General features: G+C 47.5%; 23 protein-coding genes, 10 tRNA genes and 1 rRNA gene. 5 read left to right on the forward strand and 29 right to left on the reverse strand.

Features of this window, described 5'->3' with window-relative positions; translation table 11 throughout:
- The 19 genes from KNO95_RS09925 to acpS all read right to left on the reverse strand — a co-directional run.
- Positions 1–69: ribosomal RNA gene (locus tag KNO95_RS09925) — 16S ribosomal RNA — on the reverse strand; the annotation flags it as partial.
- Between the two features lie 100 nt (positions 70–169).
- A tRNA-Ile gene (locus tag KNO95_RS09930) sits at positions 170–246 on the reverse strand.
- An 11-nt stretch (positions 247–257) separates the two neighbouring features.
- Positions 258–334 (reverse strand) — tRNA-Arg (locus KNO95_RS09935).
- 3 nt (positions 335–337) lie between these two features.
- Positions 338–425, reverse strand: a tRNA-Leu gene (locus KNO95_RS09940).
- Between the two features lie 23 nt (positions 426–448).
- Positions 449–524, reverse strand: a tRNA-Lys gene (locus tag KNO95_RS09945).
- A 9-nt stretch (positions 525–533) separates the two neighbouring features.
- Positions 534–605: transfer RNA gene (locus KNO95_RS09950), tRNA-Gln, on the reverse strand.
- Between the two features lie 7 nt (positions 606–612).
- Positions 613–688, reverse strand: a tRNA-Asp gene (locus KNO95_RS09955).
- A gap of 21 nt (positions 689–709) precedes the next feature.
- Positions 710–785, reverse strand: a tRNA-Val gene (locus tag KNO95_RS09960).
- A gap of 5 nt (positions 786–790) precedes the next feature.
- Positions 791–865, reverse strand: a tRNA-Glu gene (locus tag KNO95_RS09965).
- Between the two features lie 30 nt (positions 866–895).
- Positions 896–987, reverse strand: a tRNA-Ser gene (locus tag KNO95_RS09970).
- A gap of 9 nt (positions 988–996) precedes the next feature.
- A tRNA-Asn gene (locus KNO95_RS09975) sits at positions 997–1,071 on the reverse strand.
- A gap of 233 nt (positions 1,072–1,304) precedes the next feature.
- Positions 1,305–3,476, reverse strand: coding sequence for a Tex family protein (locus KNO95_RS09980; protein ID WP_051545916.1), 2,172 nt, complete (start codon positions 3,474–3,476; stop codon positions 1,305–1,307).
- A gap of 24 nt (positions 3,477–3,500) precedes the next feature.
- Entirely contained in the window at positions 3,501–4,301 is an 801-nt protein-coding gene (sigB, locus tag KNO95_RS09985; protein WP_015880560.1) for an RNA polymerase sigma factor SigB, read from the reverse strand.
- A complete protein-coding gene (gene rsbW, locus KNO95_RS09990) occupies positions 4,267–4,746 on the reverse strand; it encodes an anti-sigma B factor RsbW (RefSeq protein ID WP_026824471.1) in 480 nt (159 codons plus the stop codon). Before rsbW ends, sigB begins: the two co-directional genes overlap by 35 nt.
- Positions 4,743–5,069 carry an STAS domain-containing protein gene (locus tag KNO95_RS09995; protein WP_015880558.1) on the reverse strand — a complete coding sequence of 109 codons (327 nt, stop codon included), beginning with the start codon at positions 5,067–5,069 and terminating at the stop codon, positions 4,743–4,745. The genes rsbW and KNO95_RS09995 overlap by 4 nt, the downstream gene beginning before the upstream one ends.
- Before the next feature lie 143 nt (positions 5,070–5,212).
- Positions 5,213–5,563, reverse strand: a complete 351-nt coding sequence (locus KNO95_RS10000) for a type II toxin-antitoxin system PemK/MazF family toxin (RefSeq protein WP_026824472.1) — start codon at positions 5,561–5,563, stop codon at positions 5,213–5,215.
- Between the two features lie 5 nt (positions 5,564–5,568).
- Entirely contained in the window at positions 5,569–5,847 is a 279-nt protein-coding gene (locus KNO95_RS10005) for a hypothetical protein (RefSeq protein WP_026824473.1), read from the reverse strand.
- Between the two features lie 129 nt (positions 5,848–5,976).
- Positions 5,977–7,053, reverse strand: a complete 1,077-nt coding sequence (gene alr, locus KNO95_RS10010) for an alanine racemase (RefSeq protein ID WP_214878933.1) — start codon at positions 7,051–7,053, stop codon at positions 5,977–5,979.
- Positions 7,040–7,408: a holo-ACP synthase gene (acpS, locus tag KNO95_RS10015; RefSeq protein ID WP_026824475.1), complete on the reverse strand. Its 369-nt coding sequence runs from the start codon at positions 7,406–7,408 to the stop codon at positions 7,040–7,042. Before acpS ends, alr begins: the two co-directional genes overlap by 14 nt.
- Before the next feature lie 63 nt (positions 7,409–7,471).
- On the opposite strand from acpS, the gene KNO95_RS10020 reads away from it, so the two are divergent.
- Positions 7,472–8,197 (forward strand): rhomboid family intramembrane serine protease, encoded by a 726-nt coding sequence (locus KNO95_RS10020; RefSeq protein WP_026824476.1) that lies wholly within the window; start codon positions 7,472–7,474, stop codon positions 8,195–8,197.
- Between the two features lie 44 nt (positions 8,198–8,241).
- Here KNO95_RS10020 and KNO95_RS10025 read toward each other — a convergent pair whose 3' ends face one another.
- The 3 genes from KNO95_RS10025 to KNO95_RS10035 are packed head-to-tail and all read right to left on the reverse strand — an operon-like array spanning position 8,242 to position 9,343.
- Positions 8,242–8,559: a hypothetical protein gene (locus KNO95_RS10025; protein WP_026824477.1), complete on the reverse strand. Its 318-nt coding sequence runs from the start codon at positions 8,557–8,559 to the stop codon at positions 8,242–8,244.
- Between the two features lie 33 nt (positions 8,560–8,592).
- Entirely contained in the window at positions 8,593–9,075 is a 483-nt protein-coding gene (locus KNO95_RS10030; RefSeq protein ID WP_251125153.1) for a hypothetical protein, read from the reverse strand.
- Positions 9,068–9,343, reverse strand: a complete 276-nt coding sequence (locus KNO95_RS10035; protein ID WP_214703768.1) for a 4a-hydroxytetrahydrobiopterin dehydratase — start codon at positions 9,341–9,343, stop codon at positions 9,068–9,070. Before KNO95_RS10035 ends, KNO95_RS10030 begins: the two co-directional genes overlap by 8 nt.
- Before the next feature lie 139 nt (positions 9,344–9,482).
- Here KNO95_RS10035 and KNO95_RS10040 point away from each other — a divergent pair, with 139 nt between their 5' ends.
- Both KNO95_RS10040 and KNO95_RS10045 read left to right on the forward strand, forming a co-directional pair.
- The gene (locus KNO95_RS10040; protein WP_026824480.1) at positions 9,483–10,016 is read left to right on the forward strand and encodes a cysteine hydrolase family protein; all 534 of its coding nucleotides are present in this window, start codon (positions 9,483–9,485) and stop codon (positions 10,014–10,016) included.
- A 22-nt stretch (positions 10,017–10,038) separates the two neighbouring features.
- Positions 10,039–11,484: a nicotinate phosphoribosyltransferase gene (locus KNO95_RS10045; protein WP_214703765.1), complete on the forward strand. Its 1,446-nt coding sequence runs from the start codon at positions 10,039–10,041 to the stop codon at positions 11,482–11,484.
- Positions 11,485–11,516: 32 nt separating this feature from the next.
- Here the strand turns inward: KNO95_RS10045 and KNO95_RS10050 are convergent, their stop codons facing one another.
- Positions 11,517–11,819, reverse strand: coding sequence for a hypothetical protein (locus KNO95_RS10050; protein ID WP_026824482.1), 303 nt, complete (start codon positions 11,817–11,819; stop codon positions 11,517–11,519).
- 113 nt (positions 11,820–11,932) lie between these two features.
- Between KNO95_RS10050 and KNO95_RS10055 the strand changes: the two genes are divergently transcribed.
- A complete protein-coding gene (locus tag KNO95_RS10055; protein ID WP_026824483.1) occupies positions 11,933–12,406 on the forward strand; it encodes a YwpF-like family protein in 474 nt (157 codons plus the stop codon).
- 75 nt (positions 12,407–12,481) lie between these two features.
- Here the strand turns inward: KNO95_RS10055 and KNO95_RS10060 are convergent, their stop codons facing one another.
- The 3 genes from KNO95_RS10060 to KNO95_RS10070 form a co-directional block, all read right to left on the reverse strand.
- Positions 12,482–12,958, reverse strand: a complete 477-nt coding sequence (locus KNO95_RS10060; protein ID WP_214700984.1) for a DUF456 domain-containing protein — start codon at positions 12,956–12,958, stop codon at positions 12,482–12,484.
- Between the two features lie 10 nt (positions 12,959–12,968).
- On the reverse strand, positions 12,969–13,568 hold the full coding sequence (locus KNO95_RS10065; RefSeq protein WP_214878935.1) for a histidine phosphatase family protein: 600 nt from the start codon (positions 13,566–13,568) through the stop codon (positions 12,969–12,971).
- A 63-nt stretch (positions 13,569–13,631) separates the two neighbouring features.
- Positions 13,632–14,567, reverse strand: coding sequence for an alpha/beta hydrolase (locus tag KNO95_RS10070; protein ID WP_026824486.1), 936 nt, complete (start codon positions 14,565–14,567; stop codon positions 13,632–13,634).
- A gap of 175 nt (positions 14,568–14,742) precedes the next feature.
- Between KNO95_RS10070 and KNO95_RS10075 the strand changes: the two genes are divergently transcribed.
- The gene (locus KNO95_RS10075; RefSeq protein ID WP_214878938.1) at positions 14,743–15,699 is read left to right on the forward strand and encodes a metal ABC transporter solute-binding protein, Zn/Mn family; all 957 of its coding nucleotides are present in this window, start codon (positions 14,743–14,745) and stop codon (positions 15,697–15,699) included.
- Positions 15,700–15,738: 39 nt separating this feature from the next.
- Here KNO95_RS10075 and KNO95_RS10080 read toward each other — a convergent pair whose 3' ends face one another.
- The 3 genes from KNO95_RS10080 to KNO95_RS10090 form a co-directional block, all read right to left on the reverse strand.
- Positions 15,739–16,185, reverse strand: coding sequence for a hypothetical protein (locus KNO95_RS10080; RefSeq protein ID WP_214878940.1), 447 nt, complete (start codon positions 16,183–16,185; stop codon positions 15,739–15,741).
- A 53-nt stretch (positions 16,186–16,238) separates the two neighbouring features.
- Complete coding sequence (locus KNO95_RS10085; protein WP_214878943.1) at positions 16,239–16,694, reverse strand: hypothetical protein; 456 nt, start codon at positions 16,692–16,694, stop codon at positions 16,239–16,241.
- Positions 16,695–16,779: 85 nt separating this feature from the next.
- Positions 16,780–18,225, reverse strand: coding sequence for an alanine/glycine:cation symporter family protein (locus tag KNO95_RS10090; protein WP_214878945.1), 1,446 nt, complete (start codon positions 18,223–18,225; stop codon positions 16,780–16,782).
- Between the last annotated feature and the right edge of the window lie 84 nt (positions 18,226–18,309).

Below are 18,309 nucleotides of genomic sequence, written 5' to 3' on the forward strand. Positions count from 1 at the left end.
GCGCTCGACTTGCATGTATTAGGCACGCCGCCAGCGTTCGTCCTGAGCCAGGATCAAACTCTCCAAAGAATTTGATATAGCTCTTAAATTGACGAAGCTTGCGCTTCATTCAAAAATTGTAAAACTTTTTTTGCCTCATCGTTCAGTTTTCAAAGTTCGTCAGTTTAAATGGTGGGCCTAAGTGGACTCGAACCACCGACCTCACGCTTATCAGGCGTGCGCTCTAACCGGCTGAGCTATAGGCCCATAAAAAAGAATGGTGCACCCTGAGAGATTCGAACTCCCGGCCTTTAGATTCGTAGTCTAACGCTCTATCCAGCTGAGCTAAGGGTGCGTATGGTGCGGTCGAGAGGACTTGAACCTCCACGGTGTTAACCACCACTAGGCCCTCAACCTAGCGCGTCTACCGATTCCGCCACGACCGCAGCGTATAAAGTTAAAAGAAAAATGGTGAGTCATGCAGGGCTCGAACCTGCGACCCTCTGATTAAAAGTCAGATGCTCTACCAACTGAGCTAATGACTCAAATAAAAGCTGGGCTGGAAGGGATCGAACCTTCGCATGTCGGAATCAAAATCCGATGCCTTACCACTTGGCTACAGCCCAACGTAAATGGCGGTCTTGACGGGATTCGAACCCGCGATCTCCTGCGTGACAGGCAGGCATGTTAACCCCTACACCACAAGACCAGATTACGTTTTTATTTGAAATGGTGGAGGATGACGGGATCGAACCGCCGACCCCCTGCTTGTAAGGCAGGTGCTCTCCCAGCTGAGCTAATCCTCCATATATGGTGACCCGTACGGGATTCGAACCCGTGTTACCGCCGTGAAAGGGCGGTGTCTTAACCGCTTGACCAACGGGCCGATATTATGTGTCTTCTAAGTAATTTTAAGTGGCGGAGACGGAGGGATTCGAACCCTCGCACCGGTTTCCCAGCCTACTCCCTTAGCAGGGGAGCCCCTTATAGCCTCTTGGGTACGTCTCCAAAATAAAATGGCTCCGCAAGTAGGATTTGAACCTACGACCTACCGGTTAACAGCCGGTTGCTCTACCACTGAGCTATTGCGGAACGTTGCTTGAACTTATCGAAGTAACGATTTATATTGTAACCGCAAACCAGAAACCTGTCAATCATTTTCTTAGAAAAACGTTTATTTCGCATGTCGTCTCTCGGCGACTTCTATAAGATATCACGGCATAAAAAGACCGTCAACACTTTTTCTGAAAAAAAAGCAGGCAAAATGAAAAACATTTTACCTGCTCCGAGTTTCTTCTTATTAACTGTTCGGCGTAAGCATCGTCTTAACTGTTCGGCGTAAGCATCGTCAAACTAATTCGTCCACGATTCACATCGACTTGTTCAATCCATACAGTTACGATGTCACCGACCGAAACGACATCAAGCGGATGCTTCACGTAACGATTCGACAATTTCGAAATGTGGACTAGTCCATCCTGCTTCACGCCGATATCGACAAATGCACCGAAATCAATGACGTTTCGGACAGTTCCTTGGAATTCCATCCCTACTTTAAGATCTTCAAGGCTCATAACATCTGTTCGTAGTAACGGCTTTTGAATATCTTCACGCGGGTCACGACCCGGTTTGGCTAATGATTTTAAAATGTCCTCTACTGTCGGAAGACCCGCATCTAATCGCTCACTCAATGCACGTGCGTCGACTTGCTGTAGACGTTCTCGAAGCTCGGCTGTTCCAACCTCTGATTTAGAGGAGCCGATTTCTTTTAGAATCGATAACGCGAGCGGGTAACTTTCCGGATGAATCTCAGTTTGGTCAAGAACATCCTTCCCGTTCATGATTCGCAAGAACCCAGCCGCTTGTTCGAACGCCTTTGCTCCGAGACGTGGCACCTTCTTAATATCCTTTCTCGTTTCAAAGCGTCCATTCTCTTCACGGTATGACACAATATTTTTTGCCGTCGTCTTGTTAAGTCCCGATACGTATGTCAATAAAGACTCGGAGGCACGGTTGACGTCAATTCCGACCATGTTGACCACGCTTTCGACGACAAATTCTAAGGATGCCTTCAGTTTATTCTGGCTCACGTCATGCTGATATTGTCCGACACCGACTGATTGCGGGTCGACTTTGACAAGTTCCGCCATCGCATCCTGGATTCGGCGTGCGATCGAGACGGCTGACCGTTCCTCGACTTTTAAGTCCGGAAATTCGCTTCGTGCGACTTCCGATGCCGAATACACACTCGCCCCTGCTTCGTTCACAATCGCATAAGCGATGTCACGCTCTGCTTTCTTCAACCAGTCGGCGACGAATTGTTCTGTCTCGCGTGACGCAGTCCCGTTCCCGACGACGATGACCGAGATCGGATATTCCTTCGCGAGTCTCGTCAACACTCTCTCGGCTCCAGCGATATCATGTTTCGGTGCCGTCGGATAAAAGACACCGACTTCTTCGACTTTTCCGATTTCGTTAACGACTGCCCACTTACAACCCGTCCGATATGCCGGATCAATCCCTAAGACGACTACTTCGCGAAGAGGTGGCTGCATATAGAGCTGCTTTAAGTTTTTCGAGAAGACATCGATTGCTTGTTCTTCTGCCTTCTCTGTCAACTCACCACGAATCTCCCGTTCAATTGCCGGGAAGACAGATTTTTTATAAGCCTCTATCACAGCCGCTTCGACAATTTCACGCTTCTCTTTCGGCAGTCGTTCATATGTACGGAGGGTCTGATCCATGAAGCGCGTCTCGTCAAATATCACTTTTACTTGAAGAACGTCGGTACGTTCTCCACGGTTCAAGGCGAGTACACGGTGTGGGACGATGCCAGCGATTTTTTCTTCATATTCATAGTACTGTGCAAAAATCTCTTTCTCGTCCTCCGCTTGTTTTTTCTTCTTCGAGCGCAAGAGCCCTTCTTTGCGTACGCGGTCACGGAGCATCTGTCTCAGTTTCGCTTCCTCGCCCCATTCCTCCCCGATGATGGCACGAACGAGTGGCAACGCTTCTTCTACTTCGACGTCTTGAGCGCGTTCTTTTAACGCCTCTGATGAATAAAGTGACTTGTCACGGAACCAGTCTGCGAGTGGTTGCAACCCTTTCTCGCGACCTTGTTCCGCTTTCGTGCGTCGTTTCGGACGATACGGTAAGTAGATGTCTTCAACTTGTTGAAGTGTCGTCGCCACCTCTAATGCTTTCGTTAATTCAGGCGTGTTCTTTTCCAACTCTTCTAATTTGGCAAGGACATCCGCTTTACGTTTTTGTAGACTCTCTTCATATTGAAGGGCGTCTAAAATCCCTTTGATTTCGACTTCATCCAGATTTCCCGTCATTTCTTTCCGGTAACGGGCCATGAACGGAATGGTCGCCCCTTCAGACGCAAGCTGTTGTACCGTCTCAACTTGGTTCCCTTTCAAGTTTAACGCTTTAGCCACTTTCGCAATCACTTGAATCACTTCCTTTTTTGATCTCTTCCAAAGTGTAGCAAACATTCAAACAAAAAAGCGACGACTCGATTAGTCATCGCTTGAGAATACTTCATTGAGTGGGACTTTGATGGCTTCACGCAGCTTTTCGAGTGCTCGCCGCTGCAAACGGGAGACGTGCATCTGCGAGATGCCGAGAAGTTCTCCAGTCTCTTTTTGGCTCATGTTCTTATAGTAGGCACATTCTAAGATAGCACGTTCCCGCTCATTTAAGACGTTGAACGCTTTTTCTAAAATGAGACGTTGATCGACTGATTCATACCCACGTTCTTGGCTACCGACTAAATCGAGTAGTGTGACCGTACTGCCTTCGTTATCCGCTTCAATTGAACTATCGACTGACAAAGCCTGATAGCTCTTGCCCATCTCAAGCGTTTCGAGAATTTCTTCATCTGATACGCCAAGATGATCGGCAATCTCATCGATTCGCGGAGAACGTTGCAATTCAGTCGTCAACTCTTCGACTGTCTTCTTAATTTTCGGTCCGAGCTCTTTAATCCGACGTGGCACATGGACACTCCATGTTTTATCGCGGATGAATCGCTTGATTTCTCCGATGATGGTCGGGACGGCAAACGATTCGAAGCTACGACCAAACTCTGGGTCAAATCGACGAAGTGCCGCTAGTAATCCAATCATCCCAACCTGTACGAGATCGTCGTGAATCGCCCGTCCTCGCGAGAATTTGCGAGCGAGCGCTTCGACGAGGTCTGAATAGCGATTGATGAGTAGCATTTGCACTTCTTCGTTTTGGTCATCTTGTTGGTAGCGTTCAATCCACTCTAGTACCTCATCATCACTGTGATGGCGTTGTTGAGATTTTGCTGGCACTCTGATCCACCTCGTCCCTGTTAAGGAGTTTTGTCATCGTCACTTTGACACCGTTGTCTTTATTGATCGAGACATCATCCATTAACGCTTCGATAAGGAAGAGACCAAGTCCTCCCTCGCGGAGCGATTCAATTTCCGTCGTCTCTTCGACCGGAGTCGCTTGACGCTTCACATCATCCGCGAACGTCTTGCCTGAATCTTCAATCGTGATTTCAAGACGATCTGCATACACGCCACACGAGAGTTTGACTTCTCCATCCTGATGTTCTTCATAAGCATGTTGCACGGCATTGCCACATGCTTCCGAGACCGCGATTTTAATATCCTCGATCTCGTCGTACGTATATCCCATACGGTTAGCGATTCCTGAAACGACTAATCGAACCACACCGACATATTCTGGTTTGGCCGGGAACGTCATGACCGTCTGTTCAACATTGTTCATTGCGTGCCACCTCTTACATTCGAATTAATAGAAAGAAGTTTGTGAAGACCCGTCAATTCGAATAGACGATTGACTCGATCCGTGACCCCGACAAGTGACAACTCTTTTTCGTTACGCGTGGCAATCTTCAATGCCCCAACGAATACACCAAGACCTGTCGAGTCCATATACTCCACTTCGTCTAAATGAACGACCACATCTTGTTCACTGATGGCCGGATGCAATACTTCTTTCAATTTTGGTGCAGTATATGTATCCACTTCCCCGGATACGTAAAGGTGTAATTGTTCTCCAATGACTTGCTCGCGAATCGCTAAATCCATTGTCTATTCCCTCCTAAATGTCCGTACAGATAAATTGAGTACGATTAATTTTAATTCCCCTCTGACGAAATTTTAAACCATTTTCTTAAAAAATATTTTAAAAAAAGACCGATACCTATGTACCAGTCTTGATCTATGTAAGGCTAGAGCGGGATCAATCCCATACTAATCTCTAGCGCTCGGTCAACTTTATGCATCGTCTCATCATCGAGATGAGTGACTTTATCCGTCAGACGACGCTTATCAATCGTTCGAATCTGTTCAAGTAAAATCACAGAGTCTCGTTCGAGTCCGTGCTTCTCTTGATATACTTCCACATGAGTCGGCAGTTTTGCTTTTTGAATCTGAGCTGTAATCGCAGCGACAATGACGGTCGGGCTAAAGCGATTGCCGATGTCGTTCTGTACGATGAGAACGGGTCGAACGCCACCTTGCTCTGAGCCGACTACGGGCGACAGATTCGCATAAAATACGTCACCACGCTTTACGATCACTCTGCTCACACCCCACTTACTTGACGTAAGAGAGCATGTTCGGCTTCGGCTTCAATCGTTAGCATCTCTTCTGCCATATTCAAGTTAAACGCGGCCATCTCTTGATAGCCTTTCGCCAATTCTTCACGCAGTGTTTGTTGTCGATCAGCAATTTCTTTAGACAAGTATGTCACTACATCGTTCAAGGACAGTGTTTCACGGTCTTTCATCGAAATCGGACCCCCTTGTTGCGAGAACCGATCTGGGACGGATGCTAGCGCACCCGCAGTTCGCTGCTTCAACATCTTACACCTCCAGAATCGTTTCATGGACTGGCGGAAAATCTCCCGCGTTCTTTATCAATATAACACGCAGGAATGGGAAAATATAGAGAATTCGAGAAAGAATTCAGATAATTTCACACGATTTTTGATTCACACATAGCGACGCGGCAATCGGCTCGTAAATTGACAGACAATCTCATAGTTGATGGTTCCTAGATGTGACGCGAGTTCATCAATGGCGACATTTCCACCGATGAGTGTCACATCCGTACCGACTGGGAACTCTTTTGGGAGACGAATCATGAAACGGTCCATGCAGACGCGCCCTACGATTGGACAACGAACGCCATCCACCTCGACCTCAAATCCGCTCGCCTTCCGTAACCAACCGTCCGCATAACCGACCGGGACCGTACCGATCCATTCATCGGCCGACGTCGTATAGGTCGCGCCGTAACTGATTGTTTGACCTGCCTCAAGTTGTTTCACCTGCATGAGCTGACTTTTCAAAGTGAAAGCTGGGCGCAGAAATGAATAGAACGTCTCCATCTCACCTGACGGATATAATCCATAAAGCGCGATACCGACACGAACCAAGTTGTAAGGAACATCTTGAGCCGCCATTCGGATGGCTCCGGCTGAGTTAGACGTATGAATATAACGGAATCGCTCGTGTAGACCCGCCATCAACCGTTCGAATCGCTCTTGTTGCGTATAGTACAAGTCGCTATCTAGTTCATCGGCTGTCGCGAAATGGGTGTAAATCCCTTCCACCCTAATCGAGTCAGTCGCTTCTTCTAGTAAGGCATCCAACTGTTCACGGGTGCGCAGACCGAGACGTCCCATCCCTGTATCGACTTTGATGTGAACCTTCAAGGGCTTTTCTTCTATATAAGGAGTTGCCTCTTTTAACCATTCGGCTGAAAAGACGGACAACGTGATGCCCCGTTCTGCCGCAGCTCCGGCATATTCAGGGAATTGCGCCTCCATAACGAGAATGGGTGCCGTGATTCCAGCATCGCGAAGCTCAATCGCTTCCTCAAGTAAAGCGACCCCAAGCATCGTTGCCCCATTCTCAAGTGCAATCTCCGCTACTTCAACCGCCCCGTGACCGTAGGCGTTCGCTTTGACAACCGCCATGATGTCTTGTGGGATACGTGTTGATAATTCTTTTATATTATGGGCGATGGCCGCCCGATCAATCTCGATTCGACTAGGACGAAACATGTTGCCCCTCCTCTTCTAAGATGACTTGCGCGACCGCATACGCTTGACTATGACTGATGCTGACATGAATCCGACCTGAAAACGGTGCGGTCATGACAGGCCGTCCTGTCTCATCTGGTAAAATTTCAATATGACGCCACGATAAACCGTGTGCAATGCCGGTGCCAACCGCCTTGGCATAAGCCTCTTTTGCGGCGAAACGACCTGAGACAAACTCGATTTGACGCGGTAGCGGGTACTGTTGAATAAACTCATATTCCGCTTCGGTGAGCAGGCGCTTTAAAAAACGCGGTTGTTTCATCGAGCGAGCCATCCGATCAAGCTCGACGATATCGATTCCGATTCCTACAATCACAGGACACTCGCTCCTTTCCTTTTTTCCTCGTTTCCTTATACAATTGAGGAAAGAGGTGATGTTATGTTTAGTCGTACTGAAAATGTACAAACGTTTGTACGGGCATATCCACTCGTAACGCTGTTCATTGTAATCCAACTCCTTGTGTTTGTCATCGATTCTTTCGCTCCTGGTTTACGAATCGTGGCGACGGGTGGGTCGTTCCATTTGGCACTCGCGGACGGACAATGGTACCGCTTGGTCACGGCCAACTTTATTCATTTAAGTCTCGGCCATTTATTGTTCAACTCGTTCGCGCTGATCATCTTTGGGCCAGCGATGGAAAGAATGGTCGGTCATGTGAAATTTGCCCTGTTTTATGTATTGGCCGGAGCTCTTGCCAACTTGCTCACCTACTTCACCGTCAGCAATTTATTTTATCTACAAGCTGGTGCGTCAGGTGCAATCTTGGCCATTCTCGGATTTTACGTGTTCATCGGCCGCTTCCGTCGCACGTTGATGTATAGCCAGGATGCCCGCTTGGTTTATATCTTCGTTGCTATCAGCGCTGTCTTCACATTAATCGGTTCAAATGTGTCGCTTTGGGGGCATGTGTATGGTTTCCTCTCAGGATTTTTACTTGCCCTACCACTCTCACGGTTTGCCGTTCCGTATACACGGCCCGCTCGCTATGGAAAGTATAAGCAACGCTCGTACGCACCCCCTGTTATTCATTCTGGGGATGGAAAGTGGTTTTTCTACATTATTATCGGACTAGCCATCTTCGGATTATTGGCACAATTCCTATGACAAAGATACAAAAAACGGCCAAGCGAAATCGCTTGGCCGTTTGCTTAAATTTGATTTTTATGACGAGCCTCTTGAAGCACGTCGACTAAATCCTTCACGTCTTCGACAAGGTTTTGAATCGTATCTTGGTTTTCTTCGTAGAGCGATTTCCATTCCATGACACGATCTTTCAAGTTCCCTTTCGATGAGGCTTGAAGACCGACTGCATGGGCTTCTGTCGATGTATTCGATGACTTCAACTTCGACTTAATGCCTTTTAATTGTCTTACTTGTTGATCGCGCGTTTCGCTATGGAGAAGTGATGCTGCTGCGCCGATTACTGCACCCGCAGCCATCCCCAACCAGAAATAATTCTTGTTCATAAAAATCCTCCCCTAACATGACGTTATCTTTTATTATAGATTATCTGACTCGGTGACGACATAGTGTTTTATGACAGGACCTGACCCACGTTGTTCCACGGTCCGTTTCAACCGGTCTTCGAAGACTGCGTAATCCGCCGTATCTCGGAAGTGTTTTCCACCAGACGTGAACTGAATGAAGACGACAGCATGGTGGTCGTCCGGGTCGACCCCGAGACGGTAAGCCGAAAAACCTTCATGCCCGACACCGAGGGGCGCCTTTTCAGTCAATAGTTGATGAAATAACAGAGAACGGGCATTCTCATCTGCCGGGATGTTCGCATACAAGATGTTTCCTTTTTTCACGAATTCCCCTGATGCCTCTTCAATTTCAAACACTTTGCCACTTTTGAACGGGGATTTGTCTCCCTCCGCGAGTAAAATCGTCTCATGTCCATTCGCCGCGATGACACCCGGTTCTTTCCGAAGGCGCTCCGCCACGCTACCTGACGCGAACGTCATATAAAGTTTAGACAAGTCCTTCACACCCTTTCGCGAGTGTAATGTCTTTCTCCGTGATACCACCTTCGTCATGAGTCGATACGGTCAAAGTTACATCCCGATACTCGATTAAGATGTTTGGATGATGATCGAGTGACTCAGCCAAATCCGCTACTAGATGTACGAATTGGATGGCTTCCGGGAACGTTTCAAGGCGGTAAGTCTTTTGAATCTCCCCATTCACTTCTTGCCAACCTCTTAAGCGTGACAGTTCGTCTGTCAATTCACTTTGTGATAATACCATCGTCACAATCCCCTTTCCCTATACGGTCTACTTGTCTTATTCTACCCAAACCGAAGAAAAATAATCTTCCGCGCATGATGTATAATGATTTAGAATGAGATGGATAGCCATCATTTTGATTATGAGAGGAGCATCTCCTATGCGCGCATTGATTGTTATTGATTATACATTTGATTTTATCGCAGACAGTGGTCGTTTGACTTGCGGGAAACCTGGGCAAGAGATTGAAGAACGGATTGTCACGTTGATTGAAACGTTCTCGACAGAGGATTATGTCGTCATCGCAAACGATGTCCATGATGCAGGCGACACCTTCCATCCGGAAACGACGTTGTTCCCACCTCACAATATCCGTGGGACAGAAGGTCGTGAATTGTACGGAGCTGTGAAAGAAGCATCCAAAACGGCAGACCACTGGATTGATAAGACACGGTATAGCGCGTTTGCCGGAACGGACCTTGACTTGCGTCTTCGGGAACGCGGCATCACAGAAGTTCATCTTGTCGGTGTCTGTACGGACATCTGCGTGCTCCACACAGCCGTAGATGCCTACAATCTTGGTTATCAAATCGTCGTCCACGCCGACGCCGTCCAAAGTTTTAATCCGGTCGGTCACGAATGGGCGCTCGAACATTTCGTCACGACACTCGGTGCGACCGTCGTCGGAAAGTGACGTAAAACAGAAAGGAAAATATATGTTACATCGCAATTTAGCACTTCATACGGACCTTTACCTTCCACGTTGGATGTATATCTACTGGAAGCAAGGTCGTCATAACGAAAAAGTCGTCTTCGACCTTTACTACCGCTCGAATCCATTTAGTGGAGGATATGTTGTTTTTGCTGGACTCGAGAACATCGTCCATTATTTAGAGAACGTATCGTTTACCGAAGAAGATATCGCCTACTTGAAAAAACAACTTGGATTCGAAGACGAGTTTGAGAATGTGTTACGGAATTTCAAGTTCACTGGTTCACTATATAGTGTCCGCGAAGGAGAAATCATCTTCCCCCACGAACAAGTCGTCCGGATTGAGTCGACCATCTTTGAGGCAAAGTTGTTCCAGACGGCACTCCTCAATATCGCCAACCATGAATCACTTATCGCTACGAAATATGCACGGATTCGCCAAGCTGCACCGAACGAAACACTCCTTGAAGGCGGCGCACGTCGCGCGCAAGGGGTCGATGCCGCCTATTACGGCACACGTGCCGCTTACATCGCAGGTTTCGATGTGACAAGCCTCGTCTCTGCCGGACGTGATTTCGATGTACCGACAGGAGGGACGATGGAACATGCGGACATTCAGTTCCATGATGATGAATTGAGCGCATTCCGTTCATTCGCTGAGATGTACCCAGACAACACGAGCCTTCTCATCGACACATACGATACTCTTAAATCCGGTCTTCCGAACGCAATCACGGTCGCGAAAGAACTTGAGGCAAACGGACACCGCCTCAAGTCTGTACGACTCGACTCCGGAGACCTCGCCTATCTGTCGAAACGTGCCCGGAAAGCATTGAATGAAGCCGGTCTCGACTATGTTAAAATCGTCGTCTCTGGTGATTTAGATGAGTACGTCATCCAAGACTTACGAATGCAGGGCGCCGAAGCCGATACGTTCCTCGTTGGGACGCGTGGGATCACAGCTTATGAACAGCCGGCACTTGGTATGGTATATAAACTCGTCGCACGAGAAGATGAGACCGGAGAGTTGAAACCGGTCATCAAAGTATCTTCTTCCAAAGTGAAGACGACGACGCCTCATAAAAAAGAATTGTACCGGATCATCGACAAGGAAACGAAAATGTTCAAAGGCGATTACATCGCCCTTTCTGACGAACCGGTTGATTCATACACAGAAATCGACTTAATCGATGTCCGTGACCCAGCCTTTAAAATCAAGACACGTAACTTCAACGTCAAACGCTTGTTGCAGCCAGTTTTCCTCGATGGGAAACGAGTATATGACCTACCGAGCACGACCGAGATTCGTACTTACCACCATGAGCAGATGAACGGTCTTTGGGAAGAGTATAAACGCCTTCGCCTGCCGGAAGTTTACTCGGTGACGTTCAGTAAACCACTTTGGGATCTAAAACTTGATATGATTCGCAAAACGCGAGTTCCAAAATAAAAAAGGTTGTGGGTGCATTCCCACAACCTTTTTTATACCATCGTCATCTCGCCCGCTTGGCTTTGATCTTCTTTTCTCCGAAAGTAAAGCGCCATCGACAAAGAGAGCAATATCAAGACAAAATAGACAGTCCGTTGCCAAAACGTAGCTTCGGTGTCCCCTTGGAACAGTGCAATGATATAATCACTCCCACTGACTAAAAACAGTCCGGCAAGCAAAAGAAAGATTCGATAGCCGGCCCGACTCCGCTCCCCTTTCACTTTGAAGAAAAGGACACCATAGTAGACAATCGCCAGAATCGTCACATAACCGATTACGCCAACAACCCAACTCATCTTGATGCCTCCCTCACTCTCTATTTTTCTGTTTCTTCCCCGTTATCTTAACATATTCTATTCATCATACTATGTTAAGATGGTCTAAAGAAAACGCGGAAAGGAACGATCCTATGAAAACGTTTCGCCTCGTCCAAGTCCGTCTCGTTCAAGACGAATACGGCAATGAACTGAACTTACCAATCGATTTGCTCGACGGATTGATCATCTCCAAAGAACACGACTCTGAGTGGCTACTCGAGATGCTCGTACCGACCGAGTCCGCGGTCACGCTCCATCACTACTTAAACAAACGAATTCTTATCCTCGCCGAGGCAATCATCACGTCCCGGACGAATGCCCCGGCTGCGCTCGCCTTGACGTTCACGAGCGAACGCGCTTTGAACGATCATCATACGTTCGTCGCCGAGGGACTTATGTTGATCCCGAAACAGGATGCTACGAAACAAGTGCTTGATTCCTTGATTCAAGATGGGGTTGCCACATCGAATTTGAAACCAGCTTTCTTCGAGAAGAAAGTCGAGCTGCAGCAAACGTTCAGCCGTTTCGCCTTTAATCAATTAGTCAAAACTGGGTCATTCGAATAATCGAATGACCTTATTTTTATTTCCCCACAACCTTGGACCCTTCAAACAAAAAAAGACGGAGAAATAACCTCCGCCTCACACGTAGATAAAGAACAAGATGACCATCATCGTCATTCCGATAACTTTTAACAACGTGCTGCCGAGAAAGGCGAGAACCGTCCCGACGCCGATACTCCATGCCTCGCGTGTCGTCTTCCCGAGCGTCAATTCTGCCAAAAATGCGAAGATGAACGGGAAAATAAGGACTCCGACGAGCGGGAATATGAAAGGTCCGGCAATCAAGCCGATCGTCGCGCCCCATTTCGCTCGTTCCGAGCCACCTCGTTTGTCCACCGTTGCCCGGGTAACGACATAGTCAACCCCAAACAAAAAGATGAGGAAGACGGATTGCCATACCCAGAACGTCCAAGTCAGTGGCTCAAATGAGAAACCAAACCCATAAATCATGTAACCGATAAACAAGAATAGGACACTCGGAATGACTGGGTAAATGAGTCCGGCAAAAGCGACTACAAATGATGCGATAATAAATACCCATAATAAGGTCGTCATGACATTCTCCTCATTTCATAATGGCCGGATCGGTGATATGGTCAGCTACATTGACTGCCTTCACCTCAAACTGACCATGTTGATGGATGATATAGTTCGAGCAGGCGTTCCGCATCGCATGACGGAACGTGTATGTGTCATCAATCGCTGAAAGCGCTGCTTTGATTGCATGTGAATGGCAGACGACAATGATGCGCTTGCCTGGATATGTGTCGACCAAATGTTTCATTCCTTCTAAAACACGGGCACGCATCTCACCTTCCGACTCGAGGCCAGGAAGGCGCTCCTGATCATCAGCTTGAACAGCCTCATAAATGCCTTTTACCGGCTGTCCCGATGCCGCTCCAAATTCACGTTCAATAAACCGTTCATCTAAACGAATCGCCCCATGCTCAATACCACATGACGTCGCAATCGCTTCTGCCGTATGAACCGCACGCGATAAGGGACTAGATACGACGATGTCCCACTGTTCTTGACTTAAAAAAGCTGCACTCTCTTCGGCCTGTTGACGTCCGAGTGCATTCAAAGGATTATCTTCGCGCCCTTGAATAATTTCTAAACGATTCCAATCGGTCTGACCGTGCCTGACTAAACATAACTCTGTCACTACTTCCACTCCTTATACTTTCAATCATCACTCATCGTACCATCTTCCCTAAAAATCGCAACGTCATACCATGCATTCATCAATAAAACGGTTGATGCGTGCCATAAGTTGCTTTTCGTTGATTGGATTGTCCGATTGCAGGAAACTTGCAAGTGAGTGCGTTCCATTAGGAAATGAAATGAGTTGGACGTTCGCACCGACATCACTCGCATGTTCGACGAAGTGAAGCGCCTGGCCAAATGGCACAATCGGATCTTTCTTCCCATGTAACAATAAGATTGGCGGTGCATCAGCGTATAAATGGGAAACGGGTGAACATTTCACCATCAGTTCACGCCACTCCTCACGGCTTCCTTCATAGAATTTCAAATGAGCCAACCACGTCTGAATGAACTTGAATAATAAAAAGTTTGTTGGTGGATACAAGGCGATAACCCCTTTGATTTCTGGGAGGTCATCCCCGAGTTCACCTACAAATTGTTTGTGACGATCGAGTGCTGTCGCGAGCAACAAAGCCGCTCCCGCAGAATCGCCCCACACGAGTAATTGCTGTGTATCAAGCATCAACAACGACTCGTGTTTCTTCAAATAGCAAAGTGCATCTGAAGCATCGGAGATATTATCAGGGAAATACACCCCATCTTCAAATAAGCGATAATCGATACTGACGACAGCGATTCCTTTCCCTAAAAAGTGATCGAGTAACGGATGAAACAACGTCACCATGCTCCGGTCCCCTCTGACAAATGCTCCCCCGTGTGCATAGACCGCTACCGGGAATGGACCTTCACCTGGAGGGAGATATAAATCAAATTGGAGCGGACGATCGTTGACAATTTTATACGTGTACGTGTGACGCCGGCGTGTTGTCGGTCGAATCGGCAATTCGGGTTCTTGCCATCTGACAAGTGACCCATACTGACTCCACACGCTAGCCCCGGCTGCAGTCGCGGCAGCAATCGCCGCACCACCTACAAACCAGGCAGTCTCCTTTCTCATACAATCCACTCCTCGTCCCTTTTTTTAATCATATTCCCGTTTTTTTCAAAAATCTATCCATCAGAAGTCGGACTTGACGTGCTTCGAAAGGCACACTATAATATTAATCGCAGTCATAAAACGTAATTGTTACGATTTAATATTCAGATAATTTTTGAAAGGTGGACGATGAAAGATGAAAAAGACATGGCTAGGTGCCGTCGCTGCCGGGACGCTTCTACTTGGAGCTTGCGGTAATACCGAAGGAGATAACACAACGGAATCAACGGGCGACAAATTGACGGTGTATGCCTCGACCTTCGCTTTAAAGTCAATAGCTGAAGAAATTGGCGGAGATCAAGTCAACGTCGAAATGGTCATCCCACCCGGAGCAGACCCGCACACATTTGAACCCACTTCTAAGCAGATGACTCAAATTGCTGAAGCCGATCTCTTTTTGACGATTGGTCACGATTTAGAGCCATATGTCGAATCAATGGAGAAGAGTTTAGATGGACAGAACGTCACCTTCGTTAAAACAGCGGAGAACGTGGCGTTGCTCGATGCAACTGATACCGTTCATGTTCATGAAGAAGATGGACACTCGGAAGACGGGCATGCCCATCACGACCACGGACAATACGACCCTCACGTTTGGCTCGACCCAATGAACGCCTTTACAATGGCGGAAGCCGTTGAAGCAGCTCTCAGTGAAGAGGCCCCGGACTATAAAGACGAGTTTGCGGATCGCTTAAGTGCATTCAAAGAAGAAACGGACTCCCTAGATAGTGAATTGGCAGCAGCGGTCGAAAACGGGACGAAATCAGAACTTCTTGTAACGCATGCCGCTTATGGCTATTTAGCTGAACGCTATGGATTCGAACAATTACCAATCGCCGGACTCACACCTTCTGAAGAACCATCACAACAAGCCCTCAAACGAATCATTGAAGAGGCTCGTCTCCACGACTTGAACTATATTGCCTTTGAAGACACGGTCACACCAAAAGTTGCTGAGGTCGTGAAGCAAGAAATCGGCGCAGAAAGCGTGACGATTTACAACTTGGAATCGGTCACAAAAGAACAGATGGATAAGAGCTATTTCGACTTGATGCGTGAAAACGTCAAGGCACTCGAGACAGCTTTGAAATAATTAAAATCCCGAAACGAGATGGCTCGTTTCGGGATTTTTTCATGCTTCTATTCGACGGTCTAACGTCTTCATCGTGACGAGAAGCAGGATCAGGAGCGATACTATGACGCTCATCATCCAGAAATCCCCGTCCATGAAGAATGATCGCGTCCACTCCCCTGTACTCATTCCCAACCACGCTTGACTGACACCAAATCCAATCAGTGCGATCACACCAAAACGAATCCATGTCATCTTCGGAACAAACCGTTTGCTGACGAGATAGCTATTCAACACCAATAGACCAATATAAGCGGCGAGTAGAACGTTCCAAGCCGTGTCAAATAGGACAGGCACCAGCCCGCCCGTCACAGCATACCCCCATGTCACCAAGAAGACGGTGAATGAGATAAGCGTGATGCGATAAAGTGATTTGACTCCCGTTTGATACGCAAGAAACGGGTTAATCAGAATGCCGATCCAGATGAGTGTGCCAATCACGTCCATGAGCGAATCCCCTTTATACCATTTTTTTACATGGTATCACATCAGGTCCATCCTTACTCATAATAAATTAAGACAAACTCTTCTCGGGACACGGCCGTCTCACAGAACTGTTGCAACCGGGTCCAGTCTTCCCAAATCGTCTCGAACTCATCTTTTGCCACGAGCGCCATGTCTTTCACGTCATCTCGTCCGAACGCATGCAACGTGTCTTTGACGATGTGAAGCAATTGAGGAGTCAGTATACCGACAACGACCGCCTGCGCTTCATTCACAATCAACTCCTCGCCAACGAGTGCCATTTCCATATTGTATGTGTCCGCCCCATCGATATACACTTCGATTTGACTGAGCACGCGTTGAAACGGTTCCACATTCGGAAGCGTCAGCGTGTCGTCCCGATCCCGATATTGCTCATGCATATGAATCAACCAGTCTAAAATCATCTCCGGTTCTTGGTTGAACGATACCCATACTTCTGGGGAAACACGTACATAATGCGTCGTCTCCATACATGAACGCCCCCTTTTTTATGACATTACCCGTCTTGTATATGTAAAAAAACCGCCTACTTAAATTCGTAGACGGTTTCCTACATCAAAAACGATTTGTTCCTGTTTGTTGTTCTTCTGGTTCGCTCTCCCAAGCTTCGATATATTCACGGCCAGGAAGGTTCTCAACCGAGTCGACATAGAAGACCGGGTCTTCTCCTGCTCGACGTTGTAACAAGTAGTCATCGAGAACGGCGCGAGCCACCTTCGCCAAGCGGAAGATCGCATACAAGTTCACGAGTGCCATGAGACCCATGAACACGTCCGCAATCGACCAGACGAGACCTGCAGAACGGACCGCACCAAACAAGACCATTCCGACGACACCGATGCGATAGAGCGTGACGTAGATTTTTTTATCTGAGATGAACTGAATGTTCGTCTCTCCGTAATAATAGTTTCCAAGAATCGAACTGAAAGCGAATAAGAAGATTGCAATCGTCAAGAACGATGTCGCTACCGGACCGACTTCTGCTGTCAATGCAGCTTGTGTCAGTTCGACACCTGCAAACGATTCTGAACCTGCTACTCCTGAAATCAAGATGATCATCGCTGTCGATGTACAGACGAGTAATGTATCCACGAAGACACTAAACGATTGAATCAATCCTTGTTTGACAGGGTGTGACACTTCCGCTGTTGCAGCGGCGTTCGGCGCAGAACCCATACCTGCTTCGTTCGAGAAGAGACCACGACGAATCCCTTGAAGCACCATCGCACCGATCGCACCACCGAAGAGTTGCTCGATTCCGAGGACTCCCTCTGAGAAGATGAGGCTGAAGACGTCTGGTAGGAGATTGACATTTGTCACCATGATCCAAATCGCGAGTAGGATATAGCCACCTGCCATGACTGGAACGATGATACTCGACAAGAGTGCGATAGATTGAATCCCACCGAAGACGACAACGGCCGTCACAATCGCAAGGACAATCCCAACGACTGTTGTACTGATCCCAAATTGATTACTCACAGAGAGTGAAATCGTATTCGACTGTACCGAGTTGAATGCAAATCCAAATGCGAACGTAATCAAAATTGCGAATAAAACACCGAGCCAACGTTGACCAAGCGCACGTTCCATATAATAAGCCGGTCCCCCGCGCCATGTGCGTCCGTCACGAATCTTATACACTTGTGCCAATGTACTTTCGACGAATGCAGATGCTGCTCCAATCAAGGCAATGAGCCACATCCAAAAGACCGCCCCTGGACCACCGAGCGCAATCGCTGTCGCCACACCGGCAATGTTACCTGTTCCGACACGTGCCGCCGTTCCGATTGCGAACGCTTGGAAAGAAGATACTTGTCCTTTCTCACGCGCCGCCCCTTCTTTAAACAAAAGACGGAACATTTCAGGAATCATACGGAACTGGACGAACCCCATACGAACCGTAAAATAAAGACCTAATGCGACAAGTACAACGATGAGCACTTGCGACCACAACAAATCGTTCGCCTGCGAAACAAGCTTCTCTACCAATTTCTCCATACTAATCCTCCATCATTCTAAAACTCTTAACAAAAAAGTCATGTCAACTTTTTTAACATGAGTAGAATTATAGGTAAATTATAC

The sequence above is a fragment of the Exiguobacterium sp. ERU653 genome (assembly GCF_018617775.1).
GTDB lineage: Bacteria > Bacillota > Bacilli > Exiguobacteriales > Exiguobacteriaceae > Exiguobacterium > Exiguobacterium marinum.